General features: G+C 33.3%; 21 protein-coding genes and 1 tRNA gene (1 of these 22 running past the window's edge). 14 read left to right on the plus strand and 8 right to left on the minus strand.

Going from position 1 to position 26,967, the window contains the following annotated elements; translation table 11 throughout:
• The 6 genes from LI_RS03040 to LI_RS03065 form a co-directional block, all read left to right on the plus strand.
• Positions 1-3,764 carry the 3' portion of a signal transduction histidine kinase gene (locus tag LI_RS03040; RefSeq protein WP_011526635.1) on the plus strand. 385 nt of this gene lie to the left of the window's left edge, so the window shows 3,764 of its 4,149 coding nt (coding positions 386-4,149); the start codon falls outside the window, past its left edge; the stop codon is at positions 3,762-3,764.
• 361 nt (positions 3,765-4,125) lie between these two features.
• On the plus strand, positions 4,126-5,391 hold the full coding sequence (gene lysA / locus LI_RS03045; RefSeq protein WP_011526636.1) for a diaminopimelate decarboxylase: 1,266 nt from the start codon (positions 4,126-4,128) through the stop codon (positions 5,389-5,391).
• A 25-nt stretch (positions 5,392-5,416) separates the two neighbouring features.
• On the plus strand, positions 5,417-6,595 hold the full coding sequence (locus LI_RS03050) for a hypothetical protein (RefSeq protein ID WP_011526637.1): 1,179 nt from the start codon (positions 5,417-5,419) through the stop codon (positions 6,593-6,595).
• A gap of 116 nt (positions 6,596-6,711) precedes the next feature.
• Positions 6,712-7,545, plus strand: a complete 834-nt coding sequence (locus tag LI_RS03055) for a hypothetical protein (protein WP_015353752.1) — start codon at positions 6,712-6,714, stop codon at positions 7,543-7,545.
• Between the two features lie 181 nt (positions 7,546-7,726).
• Positions 7,727-8,914, plus strand: coding sequence for an MFS transporter (locus tag LI_RS03060; RefSeq protein WP_011526639.1), 1,188 nt, complete (start codon positions 7,727-7,729; stop codon positions 8,912-8,914).
• 131 nt (positions 8,915-9,045) lie between these two features.
• A complete protein-coding gene (locus LI_RS03065) occupies positions 9,046-9,843 on the plus strand; it encodes an undecaprenyl-diphosphate phosphatase (RefSeq protein ID WP_015353753.1) in 798 nt (265 codons plus the stop codon).
• A 63-nt stretch (positions 9,844-9,906) separates the two neighbouring features.
• On the opposite strand, the gene LI_RS03070 is transcribed toward LI_RS03065, so the two are convergent.
• Positions 9,907-11,178, minus strand: coding sequence for an HD domain-containing protein (locus LI_RS03070; protein WP_011526641.1), 1,272 nt, complete (start codon positions 11,176-11,178; stop codon positions 9,907-9,909).
• 165 nt (positions 11,179-11,343) lie between these two features.
• Here LI_RS03070 and rplM point away from each other — a divergent pair, with 165 nt between their 5' ends.
• The 4 genes from rplM to LI_RS03090 all read left to right on the plus strand — a co-directional run bounded on the left by rplM (position 11,344) and on the right by LI_RS03090 (position 15,293).
• The gene (gene rplM, locus LI_RS03075) at positions 11,344-11,778 is read left to right on the plus strand and encodes a 50S ribosomal protein L13 (protein WP_011526642.1); all 435 of its coding nucleotides are present in this window, start codon (positions 11,344-11,346) and stop codon (positions 11,776-11,778) included.
• 18 nt (positions 11,779-11,796) lie between these two features.
• Positions 11,797-12,189 (plus strand): 30S ribosomal protein S9, encoded by a 393-nt coding sequence (gene rpsI, locus LI_RS03080; protein WP_011526643.1) that lies wholly within the window; start codon positions 11,797-11,799, stop codon positions 12,187-12,189.
• Positions 12,190-12,367: 178 nt separating this feature from the next.
• Positions 12,368-14,023 (plus strand): ribonuclease J, encoded by a 1,656-nt coding sequence (locus LI_RS03085; RefSeq protein ID WP_011526644.1) that lies wholly within the window; start codon positions 12,368-12,370, stop codon positions 14,021-14,023.
• A gap of 241 nt (positions 14,024-14,264) precedes the next feature.
• Positions 14,265-15,293 (plus strand): hypothetical protein, encoded by a 1,029-nt coding sequence (locus tag LI_RS03090; protein WP_011526645.1) that lies wholly within the window; start codon positions 14,265-14,267, stop codon positions 15,291-15,293.
• A 37-nt stretch (positions 15,294-15,330) separates the two neighbouring features.
• Here LI_RS03090 and LI_RS03095 read toward each other — a convergent pair.
• Both LI_RS03095 and LI_RS03100 read right to left on the minus strand, forming a co-directional pair.
• A tRNA-Leu gene (locus LI_RS03095) sits at positions 15,331-15,417 on the minus strand.
• A 167-nt stretch (positions 15,418-15,584) separates the two neighbouring features.
• The gene (locus LI_RS03100; protein WP_011526646.1) at positions 15,585-15,944 is read right to left on the minus strand and encodes a hypothetical protein; all 360 of its coding nucleotides are present in this window, start codon (positions 15,942-15,944) and stop codon (positions 15,585-15,587) included.
• A 116-nt stretch (positions 15,945-16,060) separates the two neighbouring features.
• On the opposite strand from LI_RS03100, the gene LI_RS03105 reads away from it, so the two are divergent.
• Together LI_RS03105 and LI_RS03110 are read left to right on the plus strand one after the other, a co-directional pair.
• Complete coding sequence (locus LI_RS03105; protein WP_011526647.1) at positions 16,061-16,552, plus strand: phosphatidylglycerophosphatase A family protein; 492 nt, start codon at positions 16,061-16,063, stop codon at positions 16,550-16,552.
• A 113-nt stretch (positions 16,553-16,665) separates the two neighbouring features.
• Positions 16,666-17,142, plus strand: coding sequence for a hypothetical protein (locus LI_RS03110; protein WP_011526648.1), 477 nt, complete (start codon positions 16,666-16,668; stop codon positions 17,140-17,142).
• 132 nt (positions 17,143-17,274) lie between these two features.
• Here LI_RS03110 and LI_RS03115 read toward each other — a convergent pair whose 3' ends face one another.
• The 4 genes from LI_RS03115 to LI_RS03130 form a co-directional block, all read right to left on the minus strand.
• Positions 17,275-19,347: a flagellar hook protein FlgE gene (locus LI_RS03115; protein ID WP_011526649.1), complete on the minus strand. Its 2,073-nt coding sequence runs from the start codon at positions 19,345-19,347 to the stop codon at positions 17,275-17,277.
• An 83-nt stretch (positions 19,348-19,430) separates the two neighbouring features.
• Positions 19,431-20,270: a flagellar hook assembly protein FlgD gene (locus LI_RS03120; protein WP_011526650.1), complete on the minus strand. Its 840-nt coding sequence runs from the start codon at positions 20,268-20,270 to the stop codon at positions 19,431-19,433.
• 12 nt (positions 20,271-20,282) lie between these two features.
• A complete protein-coding gene (locus tag LI_RS03125) occupies positions 20,283-22,109 on the minus strand; it encodes a flagellar hook-length control protein FliK (RefSeq protein WP_011526651.1) in 1,827 nt (608 codons plus the stop codon).
• Between the two features lie 210 nt (positions 22,110-22,319).
• Positions 22,320-23,729, minus strand: coding sequence for an ADP-heptose--LPS heptosyltransferase (locus LI_RS03130; protein WP_011526652.1), 1,410 nt, complete (start codon positions 23,727-23,729; stop codon positions 22,320-22,322).
• 728 nt (positions 23,730-24,457) lie between these two features.
• Between LI_RS03130 and LI_RS03135 the strand changes: the two genes are divergently transcribed.
• Positions 24,458-25,342 (plus strand): flagellin N-terminal helical domain-containing protein, encoded by an 885-nt coding sequence (locus LI_RS03135; protein ID WP_011526653.1) that lies wholly within the window; start codon positions 24,458-24,460, stop codon positions 25,340-25,342.
• 203 nt (positions 25,343-25,545) lie between these two features.
• Here the strand turns inward: LI_RS03135 and rnc are convergent, their stop codons facing one another.
• Positions 25,546-26,247: a ribonuclease III gene (rnc, locus tag LI_RS03140; RefSeq protein WP_011526654.1), complete on the minus strand. Its 702-nt coding sequence runs from the start codon at positions 26,245-26,247 to the stop codon at positions 25,546-25,548.
• A 133-nt stretch (positions 26,248-26,380) separates the two neighbouring features.
• Here rnc and LI_RS03145 point away from each other — a divergent pair, with 133 nt between their 5' ends.
• Positions 26,381-26,716, plus strand: coding sequence for a hypothetical protein (locus tag LI_RS03145; RefSeq protein ID WP_011526655.1), 336 nt, complete (start codon positions 26,381-26,383; stop codon positions 26,714-26,716).
• Positions 26,717-26,967: the final 251 nt, after the last annotated feature.

The raw sequence follows: 26,967 nt of genomic DNA on the forward strand, positions 1-26,967 counted from the left end.
TACTTGATTTAAGTAAACGTACTCCTACTCAGTTCCCTGAACCAACACAAGTATGGGTTGTGTCTATGGGCTCTGGGAAAGCAACACTAATTAATCCAATTAAAGATAATAGTTATCCAATCAAATACTCAGGAGCTGAAGTCCTTGAAGTATATATAAAGCTACCTGGTGCACCAGGAGTTGGTTTTACTCCTGTTCTCTGGACAAAAAAAAGCTTTTCGACCTTTTATGCTTCTATGCATGTTGCTATATTATTTTTGCTTGCAATTACTATTGCTATCTGTCTTATTCGAGCATTTACAGAAAAACAAGAATGGAGAATTTGGGCTGCACTTTATTCAGGATCTATTCTAATAAGCACACTATGGGGACTTCCTCCTACCCCTAAGGGGATACTTACTATTTGGGATATACCTGGTTTACTAGCTCCAGGAATAGCACTATTTATTCTACCACACATAGGTAGACGCCTGATGAACACAAGGCAAGTATCACCTCATATTGATATACAACTTTTACTTCTTACTCTTCCAGGATTAGTTTTATCAATTCTTCCTCTTATTCCTGGATATCTTTGGACTTTACCATATCTTTCTGTTTGGCCACTTATAACTATTCTCTTTTTACCCACTTGTTTGTATGCAAGATTTTGTGATCTAAAACAATCAAAAACATTTTTTACTATATGTGCATTCCCATCTATTGGGATATTGCCTCTTGCTATTTCTATCAACTCTATGCCTCAATATATTCCTATAGGTCTAATTAACCTCTTTCCTATAATAACACTTACTCTAAGTGCTATGCTTGTTGCACTTGTACCTAATCCAAAACCTTCTTCTGGAGCTATACGACGGGAACACCCTTCTTCTAACATAAAAATACCATCTATACCTAATAAACAAAATAAGATACAGATGAAGAAAGAAGAAGAACAAAGAACAACAACTACAAATTTAAATATAGAAAGTCTTGAACAACAGCTACGTGCACCTTTAGAGCGTATACGTAAAGAATTAAGTATACTTAATACATCGCTACAGTCGACACCCTTACAACAGCACATTGAATCTATTGAAAATACAGCCGAAGGTCTTTCTCATATTATTAATGATATACCTGAACTATTTATCTCCAAAACTCATACTGACAAAGAAATTTTTGACTTAAACCAAATAGTTCTGGGTATCCATGATGCTGTCAATAACGATGCAGAAAGTAAAAATCTTGCTTTTTCTTGGTTTATAGCACCGCATCTTTATCAAAAATATGAAGGTAACCCAACGCAGCTAACACAAGTCCTTTATATGCTTGTTGAAAGCTCCATACAAGCTACAGAAAAAGGACTTGTACAACTACGTATTCAACGGGTACCTAATAGTATAAACCCTGGAGAACTACTTATTACAGTTTCTGACTCTGGGAAAGGATCACCACCAATTACACGTAGCCCGCTTGCTCTTATTCATGCTTGGGAATTAGCAACTAGCACTGGTGGCTCTGTGACAATGAAAAGTGAGCCAACAGGAACAACTATCTCATTTAGTATCTCCCTCACTGCTAAACAAACAACTACGTCTTTATCCCACCAACATGATGAGTCAATTACTACTACTGAACAGCCAACAACACAATTATCACAAATTATTATTGTTGATATTGTCCCTAGCAATAGACAACTTTTAACTTACTACTTAGATGAACTTCCCTATAATATCTTTGAAGCACAAGATGTTACTACTGTCTATAATCTATATAAACAATCTCCAGGAGCAGTTATCATTTTTGGACCAGAACTGTCTGAAACTATTGCTATTGAAACAATAGGAGCTATTAGAGTATTTGAGGGAGAACACAACTTCCTTCCTGCACCAATATTAGCTATTTGCAAAACAGAAGCTCAAAAAGAAAGACTCCTAAGAATAGGCTGTACCCATGTAATTATCGAACCATTAACTCGTAAGACCTTTCGACAAACTATATTACAGTTATCGCCTATTTCTAGCCATACCCAAGCTATACCTAGTCCTCTTTTGGAATCAACATCTAAAAAAATCAAACAGACAGCACCTACTAGTTCTGTTAACTCAAAACTAATAGACACAGTAAATGATTCACAAATACCATGCATGGAGACGCCTATACAGGATATACCCATATCTCCTCATGCCTCTCTCTATTCTGAAGATAATACTTCAGAGTATACTCATGAAAAAAAGGGGATAGCACTCCTAAAAACCCCAGATCAAATTAAAACAAAAAAACTTTCTATAATTAAAGGAGAACCTACACCTATTTCTTCTTCGACTCATCAACAAAGGAATGATACATCTCTAACCAATAATGTTAGCTACAAAGTAGAACAATATCCTCTTATGAGTTCATCAGAGTGGGTTGGTGAACCTACTCCTATTACTAAGCAAAAAACTTCTACTAATAAAACTTCAGCTAGATTATCGCAACATTCATCAGAATGGGTTGGTGAGCCTATTCCTATTATAAAACGAAAAAAACCACCAATAACCCCACCTAAAAATGATCCTTTACATAATACTGTAGAGTGGGTTGGTGAACCTATGCCTATTACTATAGCACAGCAAAAATCATTAACAATTGAACAACAACCTATAGTTAATCTAACAATAGAAGATGAACAACTATCCTCAGAAAAAAGAAAAATTGTTGAGGAAAACTATACGACAACTATAGAAAAAACACTGTCAGCAGAACCTAAACCACACGAGCAACTTGCAACTATTACTAAAGAAAAGATAGAACACATTGAACCTATAGTAACAACAAATGATATACATAAAAATAACCTATTAGAGAATGGTACATCTTTTAATGAAAAATCAGTTATACTACAAAACTCTATAGAGATACCTGAAGATTTATCAATTTATTCCCCAAGTTTACACATTCAAAATTCCCCTGAAAAATCTTTTTTATCATCACAAAGTGAACCTGATAACAACTCTCAATGCATTAATAACTCATCAAAAGAAATAGATACAATTCAAGAAGTTCCCATAACATCATCTGACTCGGCTATTATCAATCAAAAAGATAATAAACATCATGATAACCTATTAACAGCTACTACAACTAGACAAAAGAAGCATAATAATTCTCGTCAAAAAAACTCTCGACATCAAAAATCATCACTATCATTATTAGATATGATAACAATACCAACAGAAGAGAACCAAGAAACAAACCATACACAAAAAGCTCTTAATACTGATAGCTACTTATCTATGGTTGGACACCCTGAGATACCAGAAGAACATATCATAACATTAACAGAAACAGTAGATACATACAAAAAAGACACATTATCAGTAAAAAAAGACATACCAGACTTATTTAGTGTTCACCATCCAACAGAAGTCATAGAAGATTTTACTTATCCAAAGGAGCAGTCTGAACAACTAAGTATGATGCAACTTTTTAGCTCAACACTTAACATTGTCGAAGAAAACGACTTGGGAACTCATTCTAAGGAACTTTTCCAAGAATTAGATATTACATTAGGATTATTACAACAAGCTATCCAAACAAAACAATCTGAAAATCTTGTATCCTTTTCACAGGTCATTTTATCTCTCTCTGAACAACTAAAGTTAAAACATCTAAAAACACTTTCTTACTCTTTACTCGACGCTATCCAAACAAGTAAAGAAGATATAATAGAACAACTTATTAAAGATATAAAAGCAGAAGTACAACATAACCAAGGGGATACTACAGACTTATTATAGTCTCAAAGGATGGTAGTATATTAACACTAACCTTTTCATGTCTCCCTTATAATCATAGCAAATTTTATTGATATATTTTTTATCTAATATAAGTTAAAAACTAATATGTTTAATTCATAATACTCTCAAAGACAAAAATGAAAAATTTAACTTAACGAAAATAATACTTAGGTTACCTTTTAGGCATACTCCACCATAAACTAACAAAAAATTCACCTGCCAACTTCAAAAAGAATATATAAAAAAATAAGGTACAATAAGTTGCCTTATAGTATTTCTTAGAGTTATACATCGTTATCAAAATAAAAAGAGCTGCTCTTATCAACAATCTTTCCCAGAATGACATAATAAAAGGTCTAATATGCAAAATATACGCTCTAGTTATACTGACTCTATTAATTTCTTTGGTAAGACATCACCTGAAGAACTAATAAAAATTTATGGTTCACCTTTATATGTATATAATGAATCCATAATCCGACAACGATGTAAAGAAATAAAAAGTCTATCTTCCTATCCAAATTTTTTTGTATCTTATTCTGCTAAAGCAAATACAAATCCTACATTACTCTCTATTATTAAAGATGAAGGATGTCTTGTAGATGCTATGTCTCCTGGAGAAGTATATCTCCATAAAAAAGTAGGATTTAAGTCTGATGAAATACTTTATGTATGTAACAACATTTCTGCAGAAGAAATTCAATATGCTATTGATAACAAAATCCTTCTTAGTATAGACTCACTTTCTCAACTTGAAACCTATGGGAAACTTAATCCTGGGGGGAAAATAATGGTCCGTATTAACCCTGGGATAGGTACAGGACATCATAAAAAAGTTATAACTGCTGGAAAAGAAACAAAATTTGGAATTAATACAGAACAGTTTAGTGATGTAAAAAAAATAGTAGATACGTATCAATTGATGCTAGTTGGAATAAATCAACATATAGGTTCTCTTTTCTTAGATCCCCAAAATTATCTTGACTCTATTGCTTTTCTTCTTCAATTTATAGACAATAACCCTTGGATTTTTGAACAGCTAGAAATTATAGATTTTGGTGGTGGTTTTGGTATTCCTTACAAAAAATATGAAGAACAACCACGACTTGATCTCAAAAAAATGTCAGAACAGTTCAATACAAAAATTATGGACTGGGTAGCATCAACTGGTTATAAAGGACGTTTCTATATTGAGCCTGGCCGTTATATCATTGCAGAAAGTGGGATATTACTTGGTTCTGTACATGTTGTTAAATATAATGGTCCTATACGCTATATAGGAACAGATGTAGGATTCAATGTCCTTATGAGACCTGTATTATATGATGCTTATCATGAGATTGAAGTCTATCGTAAAAATGGTACACCAGACTTACAGCTTATTCCACAGACTGTAGTAGGAAACATTTGTGAAAGCGGTGACATTATAGCAAATAAGCGTCCTCTACCTCTCATTCAAGAAGGAGATATAATTGGTATCTTAGATGTAGGCGCTTATGGATTTGTTATGTCATCAAACTATAATCAACGTCCAAGACCAGCTGAAGTTCTCATTCAACAGAATGGTGAACCAAAGCTTATTCGTAAGCGTGAAACAATTGAAGATATGAATATTCAACTTCATTAACATGTTATAAATCAGGACATACCTTATGCCTTCTTTTTCTTTTGTATTAAGATGTTGCCTGCTCTTTTTAATGGTACTAACCTCACAAACCTTGTCTGTTTCACAGCCACTAAGAGAAGAAGCTGAAGGGAATTTACCACAACATATTGAAGCTACCTTAACTAACCTTATTGAAGCAACTTCTTCAACAAAACAATACCCTTCTGTTTCACAGCTTGATACAATCCTTCAATTTGTAACATCGACTAATGAACAGGCTCATAAAATCCTTCCAGCCACACGTGATTATGGTAAAGGTATTTTTTATAAAACTACTATAAATATTCCACTGTCTACCTTAATTAAATATTTTCTTAACCCAGAAATTCCAGGAGAAGCACTTTATCCTACAAGTATCCGTCGTAATGTATGGCAAGAAGGAAGTGAAATCCTCCAAAATAGTAATATATTCTTAGCAGCACCTCTTCCTCCCCAAAAACCTATTTTCTCTCGAGGAACAGAATATGAAGAAATAACTCCTGATATATCTAGCGGATGTTATTATAACTATATTTTAAAAAGACTATTTATTTTATATAAATTTAAGAGTGAAACAGCGTTTATTACTGTTTCATTTATGCCAAAAGAATCATCTGTTGGATTACGTGGCGGTGTTATTGGTAAAGATACTGAGTGGGATTATGTCTATGGTCCAGACATAGGCACAAACCTGCCTATGCTAACATGGGCAAAAACATATCTTTATGGTTCAGCAACTATTAACATTTTCACCCAAAAACCTAATAGTCCTACTACAGATATTTATATATTCAAATGGACAAGTGCTGGCTGGTCAGGGATGAATGTTGTAACACATAAACACATTAGAAATGGGGTTATTCGCTTTATTTCAGGTTTGAAACAAATTATGGAATCCCCTTATCTCCCCTCAGAACAAGAAATTATTAAAAAACATAGCGAGCTTAACACAATGAGTCTTAATGAATTACAATCTGCTCTCAAACCATTTGCATCAAAACTTGCAGCAAAAAGTCTTAAAGATTCTACTCTATCAAAAGATAATTTTCAAAAAATTCTAAAAAATGACGTCTACCCTACAACACTAACAAAAGAAAATGCTGTTGCTGAACTTTTAAAACGTTATATGAAGCAAAAAATTAATCAAACTATGGAAGGAAAGACAACTATCACATCAAAAAAATAACTTATTGTAATATAAAAAAGGTAAATAAACCTTTTCATAAAAACATTAAAAAAAGTAACCATACTATAGTTAATACCTTTTATAATACTTTTAGTCTTGCAAGTAGGGTTGTTATTATGAATGATGGATGTCTTCCTGAAGAATTTAGACAACATCAAATAGATGATATATATTTTGAAGAATCCTATGAGTCAATGGATCCTCAACACAGGGTATGGATTAAAACAACTTTAGCTCTAACAGGAGCATTTTATAATATATTCCCTGGTAGAACAATATCTACTCAAGAAAATCTGTCTATTGGTTTTCAACTAAAAAAAACTTTTAAACCTTTTCATTGGACCATCTTACTCTTAGATGAACATTATATGTCTTCGCCAAGAATTGCAGCAGCAATTATGCCTGCACAGCTTGCTGGAGTTAAAAACATTATAGCTGTTTGGACCAGTAAAAATAACCGACTGACCGCTGAAAAAATCTCACCTGCTTTACTAACAACATTAGAACTTTCAGGAGTTAACATAGCCCTAACACTTACCCACACTGAAACTGAACTTCTTATTCATCAATTAATGAAAATAGGTATTGGAAACCTGTTATATTTTTTAAAAGAAGAAGACATACTACATATATCTACTATACCTGTACTACCTTTCTGGAAAGAATATACTTCTCATCGACTTGTTATAGAAAAAGATGCTGGCATTAATACAGAAATCCTCCAATGGGCACATCCTCATTCAATTATAGAACAAATAGCAACAGAACCATACTCTGAAGATATCCCAGATGCACTTTACTGTGCTAGCTCATCCAGTAAAAACTATACATCATACAGAATCCCAAGAATTTTTCATAATGGACTTGAAGCATATTGGATTCATCCAACACTTTCTCCAGCCTCCTTTCTCCATACAACATGGGATTTATCTTTGCTAGAACAAGACTAACCTATACAATAAACATAATTAATATAAGATAGTTACTCTAACTAATAATAAAATACATGAACTAAAATTATAATTCCCTAATAAGTTAATTATCTAACGACATAAAGTACATAGCAAGTAATCTAAGCAATGCATAGAAAAATTGATTGCCAGTTAGGCCTTTTCCTGTCACGATATCTTAATGAAACCACTGCATAATATCATCCTTATTATGTCTATAGCTTTAATGGGAGTTATGGGCGTATCCATTATTCTTCCAGTCCTTCCTCTACTTGCCCATATATTTGAACTTACTCCTACTGAAGTAGGACTTATTATAACCTGTTTTTCATTGCCAAGTGCTTTATTTACTCCTGTTGCCGGAATTATTGCTGATCTTTATGGAAGAAAAAAAATTCTTTTATTAGGTCTGGCCCTTTTTGCACTTGGAGGAGTTGGATGTGCACTCTCTACCTCCTTTAAAGGACTTCTTTTTTGTAGAGCTATCCAAGGTCTTGGAGCAGCGCCTCTAGGAATACTCTACAGTACTATCATTGGAGACCTTTATAATGAAGAAGAGCGTCCTAAAATGATGGGCATAGCTGGTGCGACAATAAGTATTGGAACAGCAATATATCCGGCACTAGGTGGATTTGTTGGAGAAATTCACTGGACTCTTCCATTCTGGTTTTCCTTATTATCTCTCCCTGTAGCAATCATAGCCCTTATTTATCCCTATCCTTATAAAGGAACAAAAACATCTATCAAAGACTACACAAAAATTTCTGGAAAACTTATTTTTCATTCACATTCAGTAGGCCTTTTAAGTATTACTTTTCTTTGTTTTAGCATTCTGTATGGCCCAATACTTACCTATTTCCCTTTAATTGCAAATTTACTCTATCAAGCTTCACCTATCCAGATAGGTATAACCTTTAGTATTGCCTGCTTAGGTACTGCAATTATCGCTATTAATCTTGCACAACTTAGTAGGACATATAGTCACAAAAAACTGCTTATTATAGCTGCTGGTTGTTACTTTATTTCCCAAGGACTTGTTATTATTCTCCCATTACAAAGCCAAAATATTTGGCTACTTACATTACCTATTTTTGTTTTAGGAATAGCACAAGGTATATCATTTCCTTTAGTAAACAGCCACATTACATCACTTGCACCAACATCCAACAGAGCTATTGTTATGGCTATAAACAGTACATTTATGAGGTTAAGTCAGAGTATTTCGCCAATTGTTTTTGGTATTGGATGGTCATTTTTTGGTTGGCCTGGTCCTTTTATATTTGGTCTTTTTACTTCTATTATATTAGCCCTCTTAATTATGAAAGTATTTTCAAGATGTAACCCAATATCACCTATTTTTGATAACTAGTAAATTTTATTATTAAAAAGCTTAGTTAGTTAAGATTACATATATTATATACAATTACTATAACATTAACTAATTACTAACTATTACTTCCAATTGATTAATTGATGCTATTTAAAGAGGATATATTAATGATGTCATGGCTCACAATAGGTGTTATCCTTGGATTAGTGCAAGGGATCACAGAATTTCTTCCTGTTTCCTCAACAGGTCATTTGATTATTGTAGCTAAGTTTCTTCACTTTACAGGCTCTAAAGCAAGTGTGTTCGAAGTTGCTGTACAACTTGGATCCATTATGGCTGTAGTTGTCATTTACTGGAATAGATTTATAGGACTAATAAGGCCAGAAAAGAATAAAAAATTTACAGGACTATATGGTATTTGGCTTTTATTTTTAACAACATTACCGCCAGGAATCATAGGATTTTTATTTCATAGCTATATAAAAACACTTTTCACCATACCAAGTGTTATAGCTGCATTAACAACTGGCTCTATATTTATGTTGATTAGCGAACAGTTATGTAGAAATATTTCTCAACGTATAGTTACACTTGACGAATTAACGCCTAAGACTGCTCTTGGAATTGGCTTTTTTGAATGTTTAGCTCTTTGGCCAGGATTTTCCCGTTCTGCAGCAACAATTATGGGAGGAATGCTTCTTGGGGCAAAGCGTCATCTTGCTGCTGAATATTCTTTTATTGCTGCTGTGCCTGTTATGTTTGCAGCTACAGGCTATGATCTCCTTAAAAATTGGGATCTTTTTACTGCCAATGATCTTCCTCTTTTTATTACAGGAATGATATGTGCCTTCTTAGCGGCTTGGATAACAATTAAAGTTTTTATCTTACTTATAAGTAAAATCTCATTGCGGCCATTTGCTTATTATCGTCTTCTATTAGCATTTATTGTATATTTATGTATTAAATAATATACCCAGGTCGACTATACATACATCTAATTCATAACAATTGAAAACTATATAATATAAATGTTAATCAAAGTCTGCTAATAACGTACCAAAAGAAAGTGTACCAAAAGTTAAATTATGAAAATCTGCATGGATGCGAGCAACTGCTGCATGCAATACAGGAGATGAAATACCTTTATATATTGAAGTATGTGCCTCTAAGAAAGCAGCAAGACTATCACATGCTTTTAATAGTTGACCGTCTTTTGGATCAAATTCATCTTTATTGTTAAACAATTGAAGCTCTTCAAAGTTCTTAATACGTTTTACCCCTGAGCTATCTTGTATTGTTTCTTGAAATTCGGATGTAACATCTTCACCAAGTAGCCCTAAGTAGTATTGCAATCTATGTACAAGATCTATATAACCTGACTTCCGCAATGGTACAAAAATACGTCTCTCTAATTCTTGTAATTCATACTCTTTTAACAATATTGAAAATTGATCCACAGAACGCTTTACAGGTGTTATAATATCACGAGTCAAAAGCTCTGGTAAATCATGAAATAACCCAGCAAAAAAATTGTTTACACATCTTGCTGGACAACAACCTATAACAAGACTACAAAAATATACATATCCAGCTACTAAAAACATATGACCTAAAACTGATGTTTCAGGAACACGAGGAGTATCCGACCAACGAATTTGAAAACGTAATTGCCCGCTTAACCTTGCAAAATGTCCAAGTGCTGTAGGATTCTCTATAAAAAAAGCCTCTCCTTGGATTAAGTCTTGTACCCCTGTAAGTTCTTTTAAGGCAAAAAGTTCAGAGATAAAAAAATGGGAAATATTTTTTGTCTCCTCATCAAAGGTATTAAAAGGTTGAATAAGTGCAAATTCCCATCCTGATGCATACAACCTAGCTGCCTTAATAATTTTGTCTGCAAGTTCTGTTCGATCTGTTTGGTAATGATATTTTACCATACGATCCCAAAAATCCCTACTCAATGGTTCTACAATTGGTTTTAATTTATTTAATACCCAATCAGTAAGTTGTCTTTTATGAATGTGATGTTCACAAATTCTATGAAAAATTTGTGGTGTAATATCTGTTACTATTAAACCAAATAAATAATCAAATAATCCTCTCTCAATAACAGTTTGTTGTAATGCTATCTTTTCCGATTCAGAGGCATGACGACTATTTAATAAAGTAAGCATCCAAGCAATAATCATTTTATGACCTTGCTTATCTACTTCATAAAGTTCTATAGGACGAAGCTTATCATTCCATCGACGCATAGATGCACCTAAAAACATAATTTGTAACAGACTCTTACGAATAGAAGACATACCTTCTCCATATAACTATCTTATTTTTATTGTAAACTTTGAAGCTATACCTGACAAGGTTTAACTAATTAACAAATCATCTTTTTTCCTGCTTGACAAGAAGTATCTAGTAATTTATGAAATATGTAGTATTTTTATTCATAAAAAACAGGAGACGCTTCGCAAATGAAGACGTTTAGCCCAAAGCCAGAACATATTAGCCACCAATGGTTTCTAGTTGATGCACATAATAAAATTCTTGGTCGTCTTGCCGCTCAAATTGCCCATAGACTTCGTGGAAAGCATAAACCTGAATTTGCTCCACATATCGATAACGGAGACTATATTGTTGTAGTCAATTGTGAACAGATTAAAGTTACTGGTAACAAGCAAGAACAAAAAAAATACTATCGTCATTCTGGATATGTAGGCGGACTAAAAGAAACAACATTAAAAACACTTCTTGAAAAAAAACCAGCAGAAGTACTTATACATGCTGTTCGTGGTATGCTTCCTAAAAATCGTCTTGGTCGTGCTATGTTAAAAAAACTTAAAGTCTATGCTGGACCGGAGCATCAACATATAGCTCAACAGCCTATTCCTTTAAGTCTTCCTTATTAATGACATTAGGAGTTTATTATGTCAACTGAATTTAATTATGCTACAGGTCGTCGTAAAACAGCTGTAGCACGTACAAGACTCTACCCTGGAAATGGAACTATTAAAATTAATGGTCGTCCTCTTGAAAATTATTTTCCTAGAAAATCATTACAGATGATTATCCGTCAACCACTAGTCCATACAAAACTATTAGATAAATATGATATAAAAATTAATGTAAGTGGTGGGGGAGTATCTGGTCAAGCTGAAGCTGTACGTCATGGAATTTCTCGTGCACTTCTTGAAGTTAATCCAGAACTTCGTTCCCTTTTAAAACCTGTAGGCTTTTTAACACGTGATGCACGACAAAAAGAAAGAAAAAAATATGGGTTACGTGCTGCTCGAGCAAAATATCAATATTCAAAGCGTTAAAATTTTATATTGTATTGTTACTATATTATCAACTTTTTTTAAAAAGCATCTGTACTCTTCTAAGAGCCAGATGCTTTTTAACTAACTTACTTAAGAGTTATATAAAAAATCTCTGCCATAATGAGCAGATAATATATATATATATTAACTAATAACTCTTATAATTATGAGATACTGAATGAAAGATGAATTTTTAACTATAACACCACTAGGAGGATTAGAGGAAATTGGGCTTAACTGCCAACTATGGGAAACATCCAAAGGAGTTGTTCTTATTGACTGTGGCATCATGTTTCCAAATGAACAACATCTTGGGATTGATGTTATTATTCCACCTATTGATCCTATTTTACATGTAAAAAATCGATTACTAGGAGTTGTTCTTACCCATGGACATGAAGATCATATAGGTGCTATCCCATGGCTTGTATGTTTTATTCCTGGTCTAAAAATCTATGGTTCTCCCTTTACTCTTGCGCTAGTTGAGCACAAACTCAAAGAACGTAACCTCCTCAGCTCAGCCCAACTTATTGCCGTTACTCCAAAAACTAAACTCAATCTTGGTAACCTTTACTTCCAATTTATTTCAGTAAGTCATTCTATTCCTCAAAGCTATGCGCTTGCAGTGACAACACCTGTTGGTAAAATTATTCATTCTGGGGATTTTAAGATAGATCCAACACCATCAGATGGTATTGGCACAGATTTGCAATCTATTAAAGAATTTGCTGGTAATGATGGTATACGACTTTTCCTTTCAGACTCAACAAACGCAGATGAGCAAGGACATAACCTCTCTGAACAATATATAAAAAAAAATTTTTATGAAATTTTTAGTGAGGCAAAAGGAAGAATTATTGTTACCCTTTTTGCAAGTAATATAGAACGAATTCAAACCGTCTGTGATTTAGTCAAAGTTTTTAATAAAAAATTAGTGGTAACAGGAAGAAGCCTTATTAATAATATAGAAAAAGCTAAAGAGCTAGGTTTTCTCAATATCCCCTATAAATTTTTTACTGATCAAAATGTACCAGACCTGTCTCCTGAACAGACAGTTATTATCACTACTGGTTCACAAGGAGAACCCCTTTCAGCCTTAGTGAGAATTATTTCAGGGGAACATCGCTATCTCTCTATCCATGAAGGTGATACTGTTATTATGTCTTCAAGAGTTCTACCTAATAGTACTTTAGCAGTAAATCGCCTTATAAATAGAATATACCGATTAGGAGCAACTGTTTGTCTTAATGGACAAAAAGCAATTCATGTTTCAGGACATGCACGTCAGGATGAATTAAAAATTTTGCTCACAGTAGTTAATCCTCAATATTTTGTTCCTATCCACGGAGAATATAGACAACTATTTCGACACAAAGAACTTGCAATGCAACATGGAATTCCTTCTGAAAACATTTTTATCCTTGATGATGGAGAGCCCCTTACACTTCTCCCAACCAAGGTCCGTAAAGAAAAAAAAATACCCTTAAAATCTATTTTGATTGACGGAAAAGGTATTGGTGATGTTGATAGTAGTGTACTTAGGGACCGACAACTTCTTGGAGGTGATGGTGTAGTTGTTGTGTCTCTTACTAGAGATAAGGGAACTGGATCTGTTATGCAGGGGCCTTCTATTCTTTCTCGAGGCCTTATCTTTGAAAAAAAACTAAATTGTCTTATAGAAGAAGCAAAACAAGTTGTTATTGAAATATTACAATCAGATTTAACTCTAACGACTCAAAAACTAGAAAAAAAAATTTGTACTTCACTACATAGTTTCTTCCGAAATGTTATTGGAAGAGAACCTATTATCATTCCTATCATTACAGAAAACTAATATTTCTTTTATTCTTATATTTTTTCTTCTACCCACTCTAATATACATATTATACTATAACTATAAATAAAATACATTAAACTAATCTATTAGAATAATATAATATTTTATACTTAAACTGTAAAATATGTATATATATATATTTTAATATAGACACTATATTAGAATAACTGTTATGTAACTTATTCATTAGTAGATGAAGCCATAACATATTGTAGTGCTCATACTACAAGAGGTAAACATGAGTAAAAATGTACATATTGACCTTAAAATCGGAATAAGTTTTGCTATTTCTACAGGAACGTTTCTTATTTTAGGATTATATATTCTACTTTCAATACAACCAATTATTGATCAATTTAAAATCACAATCTTAGAAACATCTGATGCTATAAGCATCACTACACGGCTATTAATTACAATGAAAGAAGCTTCTATAAACTTTCGCAGTTATACTGTAAGAGCAGATCAATCTTTCTATGATAATTTTACTAAAAATATACATCTTTTTAATACAGCACTAGAGCATGCACAAAACCTTAATGATGATTCTATCTCATTAAAAATATTAAATAAAAACTTGCCACAAGTTATAGCTTTAAAAAAAGAATATAAAGAAGTTGGCCAAAAAGTATACGATCTTACTGAAATGTTTAAACAAAATACACCTAAATTAGCCTTTCTTTTAAGTGCATTTATCAATGACATAGAAGAGTTTTTAAAAACTCTTGAAGAGTTAGTTCGAAATACTGGTGGCAAAGATGCTGAAGCTTTCAAACTAATAGTTGATCTTAACCAACTCATTGAAACATCCTTACTTGCTAGAGGAGATTTTTGGAGAGGAGTTAGTAATGCAAATAGCAATGCTTTTGAAACATGCTTAAAAATACTCAAAGGCAGTATTAGCCATATGGAAGCTATCAAAGAAGCAAATTCTGTTAAAGAATTTACTGCTCCATTTGAATCGTTAATTTTTTCAATGAAAAATCTTGAAAATATCTTTGTAACTATAATTAATAACTATGAGTTAGCTCAAGAAAATATACAGAATCAAGATGCAATCGTACAGAGTATCTTAACACTCCTTAATGAAATCCTAGAAGAAAATATGGATAAGATAGGAATAGAATCAAAGTCAGCAGTTGAAAACTTAAAACTTATAAGAAATATTGTGCTTATGCTTGTAGCAATAGGTGTAATTTTTACAAATACAGTAGGATTTATTGTTGCAAAAAAAATAGGAGAAAAAACATATACCCCATCAAAATAAAAGGCTATTGTTTTAAATTTGTTTATAAAAAATGAAGTGGTGCCTGGAGCGGGAGTTGAACCCGCACAGTGAATTCACCGAGGGATTTTAAGTCCCTTGCGTCTACCAGTTCCGCCATCCAGGCAATAAAACAAAAAAACAGTTAGAAGAGGTGAAAAATACAATGGTTAAGCTTTGTCGTCAAGCTGAACATAACAATCTTACAGTTCAAACCAATTAACGAAATTACAAATATACATAACTTACTAAGTATTAAGTATTTTTTCTATTTATTGCTTTTTAAAATTATATCTAATTCCAAGGAGGAATAGTAAAAGTATATTTTTGAAACGTCTTATCTGAAGCTACAACTCCTTGTAACTGATTCAAGTCTCTACTAATAAGTAAAAACTTTCCATTTATACCATCACAAGTGTAGTTACTTAAGGCTTCACATAATTCATTATATTTTCTATCATTCATGTCTTCAAACGAACATTGAACCTGTAACCCATCTCCTACTGGTGTAAAATCAAGATGTATTGCATCAAAACTATTAAGTATCTGTTGAACAAAAAAGGTAAGCCTCTCTTCTTTACTCATTATTTCTTCATAACTAAGTTCTATATCATAAACAAAATAACAAAAATACTCATAAGGCAAATATGCCATAAATGCTCCAAAACTTTTGTTGAGTCTTTCTAACTCCTGAATTATATTAAGAAAATATATTAACAAAAATCAGAAAAACTTTCTATATCTTGTTTTTACATTAATTAAGGTTAGATATGGGAATAAATGAACTCAAAAGGCTATGTATAATAAGCTATGCAAGACTTGGAATAGCAGGATTATCTCCTATTATGCCAGGTAGTTGTGGTTCACTCATAGCAGCAATATTAGCCCCCTGGCTATTCATTCCATTCTCAACATTCACAAGAATATTAATTCTTATTTTTATTTTTTGGACAGGTAGCCTTGTTGGAACAATAATTGAACAATTACTACAAAAAAAAGACCCCAAAGAAGTTGTGATTGATGAATTACTGGGTCTTTGGATAGTATTACTTCCATTCAAAAATCCTGGATGGATTTTTATTGGATTAGCATTTATTCTTTTTCGTATTTTTGATATTATTAAAATATGGCCTGTTAATGCATCAGAGAATTGGTTACCTGGTGGATATGGAATTATGATTGATGATGTATTTGCAGGACTACAAGCATTACTCATTATAAGTATACTATACTGGACAGGTTATCTCAACCAATGGCTTTAATATTCATATCATTCTCCTCTATGATAAGTAACACTTATGATCCAGCCTATCCTTATACATCCCTTTTTTTGATTTATTTATAATGTTAATAATCTTTACTATAAGGAGCACTCATGGCATTACTTCGCTACTACCTCACTATAGGAATTATATTTATAACTTTGTTAAGTTCAGCTACTGCAACACAACCCAAAACAGAATCTCCTGAATCTATTCTTAATAAACCTGAAAAATCTACAAAACGTAATACAACTATTTCAATCGAATTTGAAGGTACTGATAGTATTGGTTCTAAACTTTCCACCCGCATCAAAGAATTAATGAATGCAAGTAATCTTTTCACACTTACAGAAAAAGATTCCCCTAAAATTCGTATTCTGCTTGCTACAATGTCAGAGTTTTCTCAACGTCCAAGTATTGGCTCAGTATATTCTGTTGTGTGGCTTTTTTCACAATCAGAAACAACACTAAAACATTTTCTTGCAAAAAAAATAGGTGTACTTACTGCTGATGAAGTAGACCAAGTTGCAGCAATGATTGTAGAGCAAACAGATACACTTGCTGTACGCTATGGTTATCTACTCCCATAAGATTGTGTATAATATATTCCATTCCCCCCTCCACATAAAAAATACCGGTAGGCAAACCGGTATTTTTTCGGAGGTAGACTCTAAATAAATTTGAGCTCTCCTGCTCCTGACTACTATCAGGAGAGAGTACCACTAACGCTTCATATTTACAACTGTCTCTAACATTTGGTCAATAGTAGTTACAATTTTACTATTTGACTGGAATCCACGTTGTGTTGCAATCATTGAGACAAACTCTGTAGATATATCTACGTTTGATCCTTCTAAAGTATTAGCGTTAATTGAACCAAACCCAGAAGTGTTTGCAGCACCTGAAGATGGGTCCCCTGATTCTCTTGTTTGACTAAATAAGTTACCACCTTCACGACGTAACCCCTGTTTAGAGTTAAAATCATAAAGAGCTACTTGATATAATGGAAGTTGTACTCCATTTGAATATACTCCAAATAACACTCCCTCAGCATTTACACTATAGTTCATTAAATCACCAAAACCATAACCATTTTGACTTGCAGATTTTGTAGAGCTACCACCTGCATAGTTAGTAAACGCATTTGATAAGCGGTTTGGTGTTCCATTCATATTAGCTAAGTCTTTAACATTTGGTGGATCATTAGCTTCTAATATACCTGATGCAGCATTATGAGGCCAATGTTCCTTTTTAATGTCAGCTGCGGTACCACCTGCGGCAGTTAATGCAGTCTTATATGCAGCCTGATAAGAAGCTTCATTTTTATATACATATGGTGGACTCTGTGGAACTGTGTTATCATAGTTAGGGTTACCAAAATAATATTGTGGCATTACCCCAGCAGGATTTTCCAATATCTGAGCCATACCAAGTTCAGTTACTGATGGAGCTGGAGTTTTATACCCACCAACTGTCCAACCACCTGCGACATCCATAGGATTATGTGTTTTTTTATAGCTTAAAGAAGAAAGAGGTTCATTTGCATTCTTCCATGTATTATCAAGATCAGTAGCTTTTAAACCAAAGTCAATTTCTGTAAAAAAGGTGGTAGCATCACCAACAGATCCAGCTGTATTTTTACCTGGGACACCAGTAAAATTAGCTACAATCATAGGAAATCCATTATTAGAAACTTCTGCTGGATAGAAGTTTTCAGCTGGATTATCTATATTAAGAATAGGAATTGCATTTCCATCTCTATCAATAGTAAAACCATTACCATTAATAAGAGCTCCGGTTGCAGGATCAACTGCAGGCTTACGTGAACCATTCAGCGAATATGCACTTTGGTTTGCAAGTTTTCCTGAGCTATCAAAACTCAATGTTCCTGACATTAACATTCCTGCAGCTTTAGTATCTTTGATGTCCACAATGTTACCACCAACAGAAACTTGGCGATTATCTTCAGAAGGATCCATAGTAACAACGTATTCCCATACACTTTCTCCACTTCCACCACCTTTGTAGTCTTTAGGAGAAACTTGGTCAAAATAGACTGTTAATGTATGTGTTCCACCAGCTTCATCATATACCTTAATAGATGTCTGATAACTATATGCACTTTCAGGCATAGGTGGATTGTTAGGTTCACTTGGTTGTTTACCATTCCATATATTAAATAATGAGGTAAATGGACTATTAACGTTTTGAGATTTATCTCCAGATTTATCAGAAGAAAGGTTTACGTTAAAACTTACATTTGTTGTCTGTAAAGGTGCAACTGTCCAAGTATCAAGACGGATATCTGTTGGTTCACCTGTACCCATAATCTGCGAAGTATTTGTACCTGGATTAACACCACCTGAGATACGTTGTGGCCCTTCAGTATTATCAATTTTCCAACCCTGAAGAGCATATCCATGAGGATCAACTAAGTATCCATCATTATTAAAACGAAAATTACCTGCACGGGTATAATATGAAGTCTCTGATCCTTGTGGTTTAACTTTGAAAAATCCACGACCACCAATAGCAAGGTCTGTTGCTTCAGTTGTGGTTTCAAAACTACCCTGACCAAAGTTCCCCATGACAGCTCCAATGCCTACACCACGTCCAATTTGTGTAATCCCTGCAGTACTAAAGCCATCTTGATAAATAAAGTCTGCGAAATCCATACGTTGGCCTTTAAAGCCTACTGTATTTACGTTAGCTATGTTATTACCAATAACATTCATCTTTTCGCCATGACTTAAAAGTCCTGAAACACCTGTCCACATTCCTGCTGTAAGACTCATAGTAATCAACCTCCGAATGTATTTTACTCTGCCTGTTGCCTCAGGTTTTTCCAGAGTTTAGTTTTAATTATATATAATCTACCTTACCTAGATAACTTCTCTTTTATAGTGGGTAATAGCTGATACAAATCCTGCATCCCAGAACCTTCAGATCCCTCTGTACCATTAGTTTCACCAGGATCTGAATTATCCCCACCACCTGACTCACCGTCTTCTGAATCACCACTGTCTGTGTCATCACCGGGCTCAACTGTTTTTGGCTGAACCACTTCACGAACATTTGAAAGAGCTACTAGACGTCCATCAGAAAGACGTAATAATTGATCCCCTTGATACATTGTAACAGCTTCTACTTTTCCACTTACAGATGTGTCTACTAAAACTGGAGCACCTGCTGAATTTTGACCTGCGATATTAACTGTATAAACTCCATCAGAAACTTTACTTCCATTAGGAAGCAGCCCATCCCAATCAAAATCATGAATACCAGGTGCCTTTGAGTCCAATTGAACTGTTGTAATTAGTTGATTAGAAGCATCAAAAATATTTACATAACCTTTAACCATTTCTTCATTAATTGCATATTGAATATTAGAAATAGTATCACCTTTAACGGATACACCATAACCACGAGCAGCAACTTCTTTACCAATAAAACTTGCAGCACTAATCATTTGTTGTTGTGTCTGTAAATTTAATAAAGACTCCATCTTTTCATTTGTACTCATCTGCTGCTCAAGAGCAGAGAACTGTGCTAATTGAGCAATAAATTCTTTATCTTCCATAGGGTTCAGGGGGTCTTGATATTTAAACTGGGTTACAAGTAATTTAAGAAAATCTTCCTTACCCAGTTCACTTTTACCAGCCTGCTGAGAAAAAATCCCAGTTGCTGAGCTAACTCCTGAAGCACCATTAGTTGGCATGATAAAACTCCTTTATGCAATGATATCTACTCGGCTGGTATTTCCTGCCGTCATACTGTTATTATGCATGTTATGTGCCAAGGAAATTTCTACCCCATTATCTTCTTGTCCTACTCTTCCAAGCATGCGTAATCTCTCAAGATCCCTTACTCTTTCAGATTGTTCTTGAGAGCTATTATGCTGATCCATACCTTGCCAATGCATATTTTGTTCGTCTTTCAACTGTGTTTGTACTTCTACTTTAGCTACCTTAAGACCTTGTTGTTCTAGCTCCGCACGTAAGCTATCCATCTGTTGCAGTAATGCAGCTGTTGTTTCAGCACGTTCAGGGCGCAATAGTGCACTCACCTCCCCATTCTTTGTTGTAAGCAAAACATTCACTGTTCCAAGTTCAAGAGGGTTAAGTGTCAACTCTAATTTACTGGTTCCATTACGAAGTGCAGAAAATGCCCCTTGCTCTATTTGAGAAAACATTCTAGCTGCTAAACGATCTATTGCAGTTAGTTGAGCATTTTGTTGTATAGGTTGTTGAAGAGGAATAACTGTCCCCACAGATTGATTTACCCCTAAACGTTGTGCAAGAGATTCCCATGGGTTAGAACTAGTTGTAGTAACACCTTTTCCCTTATTATCAGACAATAAACCCTTACTATCTTGTCCATTATTTTTTTCAAATAATCCATCACCACTATTCTTACCTTGAAATAAATTTTCTTTATCACCAGTTTGAGGTTGAAATTGCCCGGCAAATTTTGCCGAATCTGTATTTTGTCTTGCACCCTGTATTTTATTAAGAGTTTCACTAGCTACGTCTTGTTGTTGAGTATTAGCTATTCCATTTTTTGTAACTGTATCCTGAGTTTGTTCTGCACCCTGTATTTTATTAAGAGTTTCACTAGCTACGTCTTGTTGTTGGATATTAGCTATTCCATTCTTTGTAACTGTATCCTGAATAAGAATTTTACTCTGCTCTGATCGTCTTGACTCAATAGTCCCAGCTGAAATCTCCTCATCCATACGCTTTTTAGCTTCTTTAATTACAGGCATTAATGCACCTTCAAGTTGGCTTGCCAACTTACTCTGTGCATCAATTTTATTTGTCATTTGTTGTTGAAGTGGTACAAGTAAATTTCTTAACTGATCAGGAGTAAGGGATAACTCTTTACTTCCCTTAAAACTTTTTGATAATGCATCCAATGTTGCAGAGTTTGCCCCTAACGCCTTTCCAAGAGAAACAATTTCTTTATGACTAATTGAAAGTTTTACATTTGGATCATAACTTGATAATGCTTTACTTAAACGATCCCATGCTTGAACAGAACGTCCTTGTCTGAAATCACTAAGAACTCTCTCTCCTAACTGACCTGAACTATCCAGTTTATTTGCTAGTGATCTAATATTTATCATATCGCTTTCACTAAGACGCACAGGAGCTTCATAAGCTACTGCTTGTATGACATCACCAATAGCTGTTCCATTAGGTGAACCAAGAAGATTCTGAACAGTTTCAGTTGCAGCACCTTGGGCTGCTAATGAATCAATAACCTTTTGCAACTCGCTATCTGTAAAACGTATATCATCAATAGAAGAAGAGGATGGATATAATGTACTTACATCTACTCTAAGCTCTGCACTATTATCATAAGGAGCTTCTGTACTAAAAAATGATGTATTTTTATCTACAGAATCATAAAATAAATTTGGCGTAATTTCAGCTGGAGTATTTTTAAAAAACTTAGTAAAGAGCTGATTAAAAGCAAAGCTATCTCTACCATTACCTCTAGATAATGATGAAGCTTCTTTATAAAGCATATCGGAAGAAATAGGAAAAATCTGCATGGCTATACTCCTTGTAGGCAAAATAGTACAAGGAGTGTTCCAAAAATTTTAATGTGTGTATTCCCAAGAAGATACGATTATTAGATTAAGATTCTAGGTAACTTTTACCTATTAATTAATACTCCATACTAATTCTAGCCTACTACTAAAATACAAAAAATATCTAATAAAAAATATAGTTATGATGAAAAGTTGATAGTAGATAGCTTACTAACATTGAGAAGCAAAACTAAAAGTTTCTATTAACGAAGAAAGCAATGTACCTGTTTTTTTCCATGCTTTATTACTAAATTTATTATTTTGTAATAACAAATCAATATAACCTGTAGCTGGCCTTAATGCAGGCATAACGCTGAACCAATATTTACTTGGAACAATATCACTTCCTTTTTTAAGAACTTTTGCAACATTCTTACTAAGACTTAATAATGTTTTTTGCATAGGGTTACACATATGAGGAGCATTCTCAAAAAATAACTTAGAAACAGGTATAAGTTTGTCTGACATTCCACCAAGCATTGCAATAAACCACTCTTTCCAAAATAAACCTAATAAATGTCTCTGATGCTCAATATTGGGAAGCAATGGAACCAAAGTAAATAATCCTCGTTCATCTCTACTTGTTTTATATATATGTAACCCAGAAAATATTGATTTCTCTAAAGAACTATTCTCTATTAAATGAACAATAAGTCTACCTATTTTCCCTGGGGTAAATAAACTCCGGCAACTAAAATCTCTCCCCTCACAATTCCAACAACCTACACAACTCATAGCTGGCCTAACTACAATATGTCCAGGAGATGCAGGAGCTGTCTCCCATGGATTTACATTTCCCATAGACAAATTCAAAACAGGAGTTCCTGTCCATGCAGCCAAATGCATTGGACCTGTATCTGGAGTAACAAATAAGTCTAGCTTTTGGGAAAAAAGTACTAACTCAGAAAGATTAAATTTCCCAGCAAAATTATTAGACGAATTTAACTGAGCTATGTCTATACACTCTTGAGCTAAGCTCCTATCATTAGGACCTCCAAGAAAAATTGGGTATAAGTTATGCCTTATTAGATAACGTGCTAGTAAACCCCAAAACTGTGCGTTAGGACGCTTTCCAGCCTCGCTTGCACCAACAAAAAGTCCAATATGTCCTGAACTTCCAATATTACGTAAAGGTGGCCATATAACCTCTTTAAATGACTGCTCTGGAATCAGCCCTAATGCTTCCAAATCTGACCAATGGAAAAGATTATGCCTATTATTATTAACTATAGAACTACGGTATAATCTCCAATCACCTGCTATATATAAAAAATCTTCTTGATTAAAAATACCTATTTTCTCTTCAGTAGTTAATACACCAGTAAGTTGAGCAGCTATGTCTCTATGGCTTAAATTAATAACCCGCCTATAGTTCCTTAATTTAAGATTAGGTATCATAGAGTGATCAAAAAAAACCACTTGAGGAGCAACTGTAATTAATTCTTTAAAAAAATGAGGTTCTGCAAGAACCCATAAAGGATGATTTGGCTCTAACATCAATAATCTTTTACACAAATGAAATGATAGTATTAAATCACCCATTCGTTGTAATTGAATAATCAATGTTGGACTTTGAGTCATATCTTCATATTATCCTTTATATCTCATGGAAATAAATAAGATAGTTTATTATATTTCTTTATAATTACAATCTTATTAGTACAAAAAGATTATATCTTCCATAATATATTTAAAATTATACACTAAAAAACTATAAAAAATGCCCCAGAAGGAATATATCCTTTTGGGGCATCAACACTATACATTAAAAGGAGAAAGGAATTATTAAATATATAGCAAATTATATGCCAAATAATACTATTCATTATCTCTTATAATAAAGAGGAGTTAGATACTGCTTACTTGTAATAAGAAGTACAAAAATTTATACTACTTAATAGTTATCTTAAAATTTATATATAAAAACAAAAAATTTTTTACTACTATTTAAAATAATGATATATACAAAAAAAACTATGTTTAACTAAATAAAAAAATAAAAATTTACTATTATAATTTATAAAAACTACTTATTTATAATATAATATAAAATTAAAATATTCATTTTTTTATAATTAATATAGTAATAAAAACATTACTACGATATATTTGTAGTATAAAATTTTTACATAATATATTATAATATTATAACAATGCCGGTTATTTGTCATTAGTATTAAGATTGGATTGATATAACAGTTAATAGAGTAAAAATATGATATGTAACATTTCTATATTTATTACTTTTTTAAGATTGGTATATCCATTGCATGATTTATGGTAACCAACCATTTCAGGAGGTTTGCCATATGTCTTTGGTCATTAACAACAACATGATGGCTGCAAATGCAGCCCGTAACCTCAATGAAAGTTATTCACGACTTAGCCAATCAACAAGACGTCTATCTTCTGGACTTCGTGTTGGGACAGCAGCTGATGATTCAGCAGGGCTTGCTATTAGAGAACTTATGCGAGCCGATATTAAAACATTTCAACAAGGTGCAAGAAATGCAAATGATGCTATTTCATTAGTACAAGTTGCAGATGGGGCACTAGGTGTTATAGATGAAAAGCTTATCCGAATGAAAGAGCTTGCTGAACAAGCTGCTACAGGTACTTATAATTCAACACAACGCTTGATTATTGAATCTGAATATCAAGCAATGGCTTCAGAAATTACACGTATTTCTGTTGCAACAGAATTTAATGGTATAAAATTATTAGATGGTTCTCTATCTGGACCTCATAAAGGAACTAATCTACAACAAACAGGAGCTCTAAGAGTACATTTTGGTCCAGGGAATAGTTCAGCAGAAGACTATTATGAAATTAGCATACATTCCGCTACAGCTTCTGCACTAGGCCTTGGAAATGGAACTACTGGTCCTGGTGCTACAATCTCTACTCAAGCTGCAGCACAAGCAGCGTTAGACGCCATCAATGATGCTATCGTTTCTAAAGATAATATTCGTGCTAGCCTTGGTACGCTACAAAATAGGTTAGAAGCAACAATTACAAACTTAAATACCCAAGCTGAAAACCTCCAGGCTGCAGAATCACGAATTTCTGATATAGACGTTTCAACAGAAATGACTGAATTTGTAAGAAATCAAATTTTAACACAATCTGGAGTAGCAATGCTTTCACAGGCAAACTCACTGCCAAAGATGGCAAGCCAACTCATTAGTGGCTAATCCATCACTACATAATATGGTTAAGGCAGACCAAAGACACATGGCTTGGAGGAAAGAAGTTGTTGTATTCTTTTCTTCAAGCCATGATACTTATTGATTTATTGTACCGTTATGATAATATTGTCTATTTATAATCTTTTCCTGCTCTACTTACTTTATATATTAACTATTTTTATAACTAATAAAAAGAATCATATAAGCTTTTACTTATCATTAACTGATTGACAATGCATCAAAGACTCTAAAGCAATACGTGCAGCTTCTTGTTCTGCCCTTTTTAAACCTGTACCACTGGCTCTAAAAACTTGGCCATCTGGAAGTTCGACACAAACTTCAAAAATTTTTTCATGTTCAGGTCCATGCATTCCTTCAAGGATATATTTTGGTAATCCCTTAATATGTCTTTGTGTCTCTTCCTGTAATCTTGTTTTAAAATCTTTAACTAATGCGGCACTTTTTTTAGGCCAAAAATTATCATAACTCTTGCTAATTACTTTTCTTGCATAAAACAAATCTCCATCAACAAAAACTGCTCCAAAGACAGCCTCCATTGTATCAGCAAGTAAAGTATTTCTTTGTCTGCCTCCCTGATTTTCTTCTCCTCGTGCTAATAAAAGATATTGATTAAGTTTAAGTTCTCTAGCAAGAAGGACTAACATTTTTGTATTAACAAGATTAGATCTCATCCGAGTTAATTCTCCCTCTCTTGCCTCAGGATGACGTTTAAATAACTCCTCAGAGATACAAATTTCTAATACAGCATCTCCTAAAAACTCTAACCTTTCATTATGTTCTGCTGTTACATCATTTTCATTTACCCATGAACTATGTGTCAATGCTGTTATAAGTAACTGTTCATCTTTAAAATAATATCCTAAATCTTCTTGTAATTCTTTTAAATCCATCTTAGCCTTCTTTTATCTTTTCACATTTAGTATATAATAGTATCTATGATTAATAATTATTGTAGTCTAAACTTGACATAACAATTAGGACTCCCTAACTATGCCAATAGAACTTCACTAAGGAGATTATACTATGTCTTATACTATCCGTATGGTAAAACTTTTTACAGGTGAACTTGTACTAGGAAAATTTGATCCTGAAAAAAATATACTTAAGGATGTTGCTTTACTACAAGTTATCCCCACACAACAAGGTGCTCAAATGATGATGTTACCTTATGGATACCCATTTGAACAAGAATTTTCAGGAACAATAGAAGCTAAATTCTTTATTTATGAATATAAAAAAGTTCCTGAAGATCTTGAAACAAAATACCTTGAAGCCTGCACAAATCTTACACTTTCAACAGCTGGGGTAACTCTTACAGGAGCAACTCCTAGTGGAAACCCCACAGGATTAATTAAATAACGATCTAGTATTTATCAACTTACTGGATGAAAACCATATTCTCTTTAAGTTAATCTAGTTCTAATAATATAACTAGATTAACAAAGAGTTTTATACTAATCTTACTGCATTAATAGTTATTACTATTAAATCAATTGTTACTATAGATAATAATAGTTATGGTTATGTTATTTTTCTTTTTAATTAATTATGGTATAAAAAAATAAGATACACTACTAGCTAAAAAATAAAAGTAGACGAATTATAATAGT

The sequence above is a fragment of the Lawsonia intracellularis PHE/MN1-00 genome (assembly GCF_000055945.1).
GTDB classification, from domain to species: domain Bacteria; phylum Desulfobacterota; class Desulfovibrionia; order Desulfovibrionales; family Desulfovibrionaceae; genus Bilophila; species Bilophila intracellularis.

Coding starts and splice junctions, on each gene's coding strand:
- lysA (WP_011526636.1), top strand. CDS start 4,126: ATGCAAAATATACGCTCTAGTTATACTGACTCTATTAATTTCTTTGGT.
- LI_RS03050 (WP_011526637.1), top strand. CDS start 5,417: ATGCCTTCTTTTTCTTTTGTATTAAGATGTTGCCTGCTCTTTTTAATG.
- LI_RS03055 (WP_015353752.1), top strand. CDS start 6,712: ATGAATGATGGATGTCTTCCTGAAGAATTTAGACAACATCAAATAGAT.
- LI_RS03060 (WP_011526639.1), top strand. CDS start 7,727: ATGAAACCACTGCATAATATCATCCTTATTATGTCTATAGCTTTAATG.
- LI_RS03065 (WP_015353753.1), top strand. CDS start 9,046: ATGTCATGGCTCACAATAGGTGTTATCCTTGGATTAGTGCAAGGGATC.
- LI_RS03070 (WP_011526641.1), bottom strand. CDS start 11,178: ATGTCTTCTATTCGTAAGAGTCTGTTACAAATTATGTTTTTAGGTGCA.
- rplM (WP_011526642.1), top strand. CDS start 11,344: ATGAAGACGTTTAGCCCAAAGCCAGAACATATTAGCCACCAATGGTTT.
- rpsI (WP_011526643.1), top strand. CDS start 11,797: ATGTCAACTGAATTTAATTATGCTACAGGTCGTCGTAAAACAGCTGTA.
- LI_RS03085 (WP_011526644.1), top strand. CDS start 12,368: ATGAAAGATGAATTTTTAACTATAACACCACTAGGAGGATTAGAGGAA.
- LI_RS03090 (WP_011526645.1), top strand. CDS start 14,265: ATGAGTAAAAATGTACATATTGACCTTAAAATCGGAATAAGTTTTGCT.
- LI_RS03100 (WP_011526646.1), bottom strand. CDS start 15,944: ATGGCATATTTGCCTTATGAGTATTTTTGTTATTTTGTTTATGATATA.
- LI_RS03105 (WP_011526647.1), top strand. CDS start 16,061: ATGGGAATAAATGAACTCAAAAGGCTATGTATAATAAGCTATGCAAGA.
- LI_RS03110 (WP_011526648.1), top strand. CDS start 16,666: ATGGCATTACTTCGCTACTACCTCACTATAGGAATTATATTTATAACT.
- LI_RS03115 (WP_011526649.1), bottom strand. CDS start 19,347: ATGAGTCTTACAGCAGGAATGTGGACAGGTGTTTCAGGACTTTTAAGT.
- LI_RS03120 (WP_011526650.1), bottom strand. CDS start 20,270: ATGCCAACTAATGGTGCTTCAGGAGTTAGCTCAGCAACTGGGATTTTT.
- LI_RS03125 (WP_011526651.1), bottom strand. CDS start 22,109: ATGCAGATTTTTCCTATTTCTTCCGATATGCTTTATAAAGAAGCTTCA.
- LI_RS03130 (WP_011526652.1), bottom strand. CDS start 23,729: ATGACTCAAAGTCCAACATTGATTATTCAATTACAACGAATGGGTGAT.
- LI_RS03135 (WP_011526653.1), top strand. CDS start 24,458: ATGTCTTTGGTCATTAACAACAACATGATGGCTGCAAATGCAGCCCGT.
- rnc (WP_011526654.1), bottom strand. CDS start 26,247: ATGGATTTAAAAGAATTACAAGAAGATTTAGGATATTATTTTAAAGAT.
- LI_RS03145 (WP_011526655.1), top strand. CDS start 26,381: ATGTCTTATACTATCCGTATGGTAAAACTTTTTACAGGTGAACTTGTA.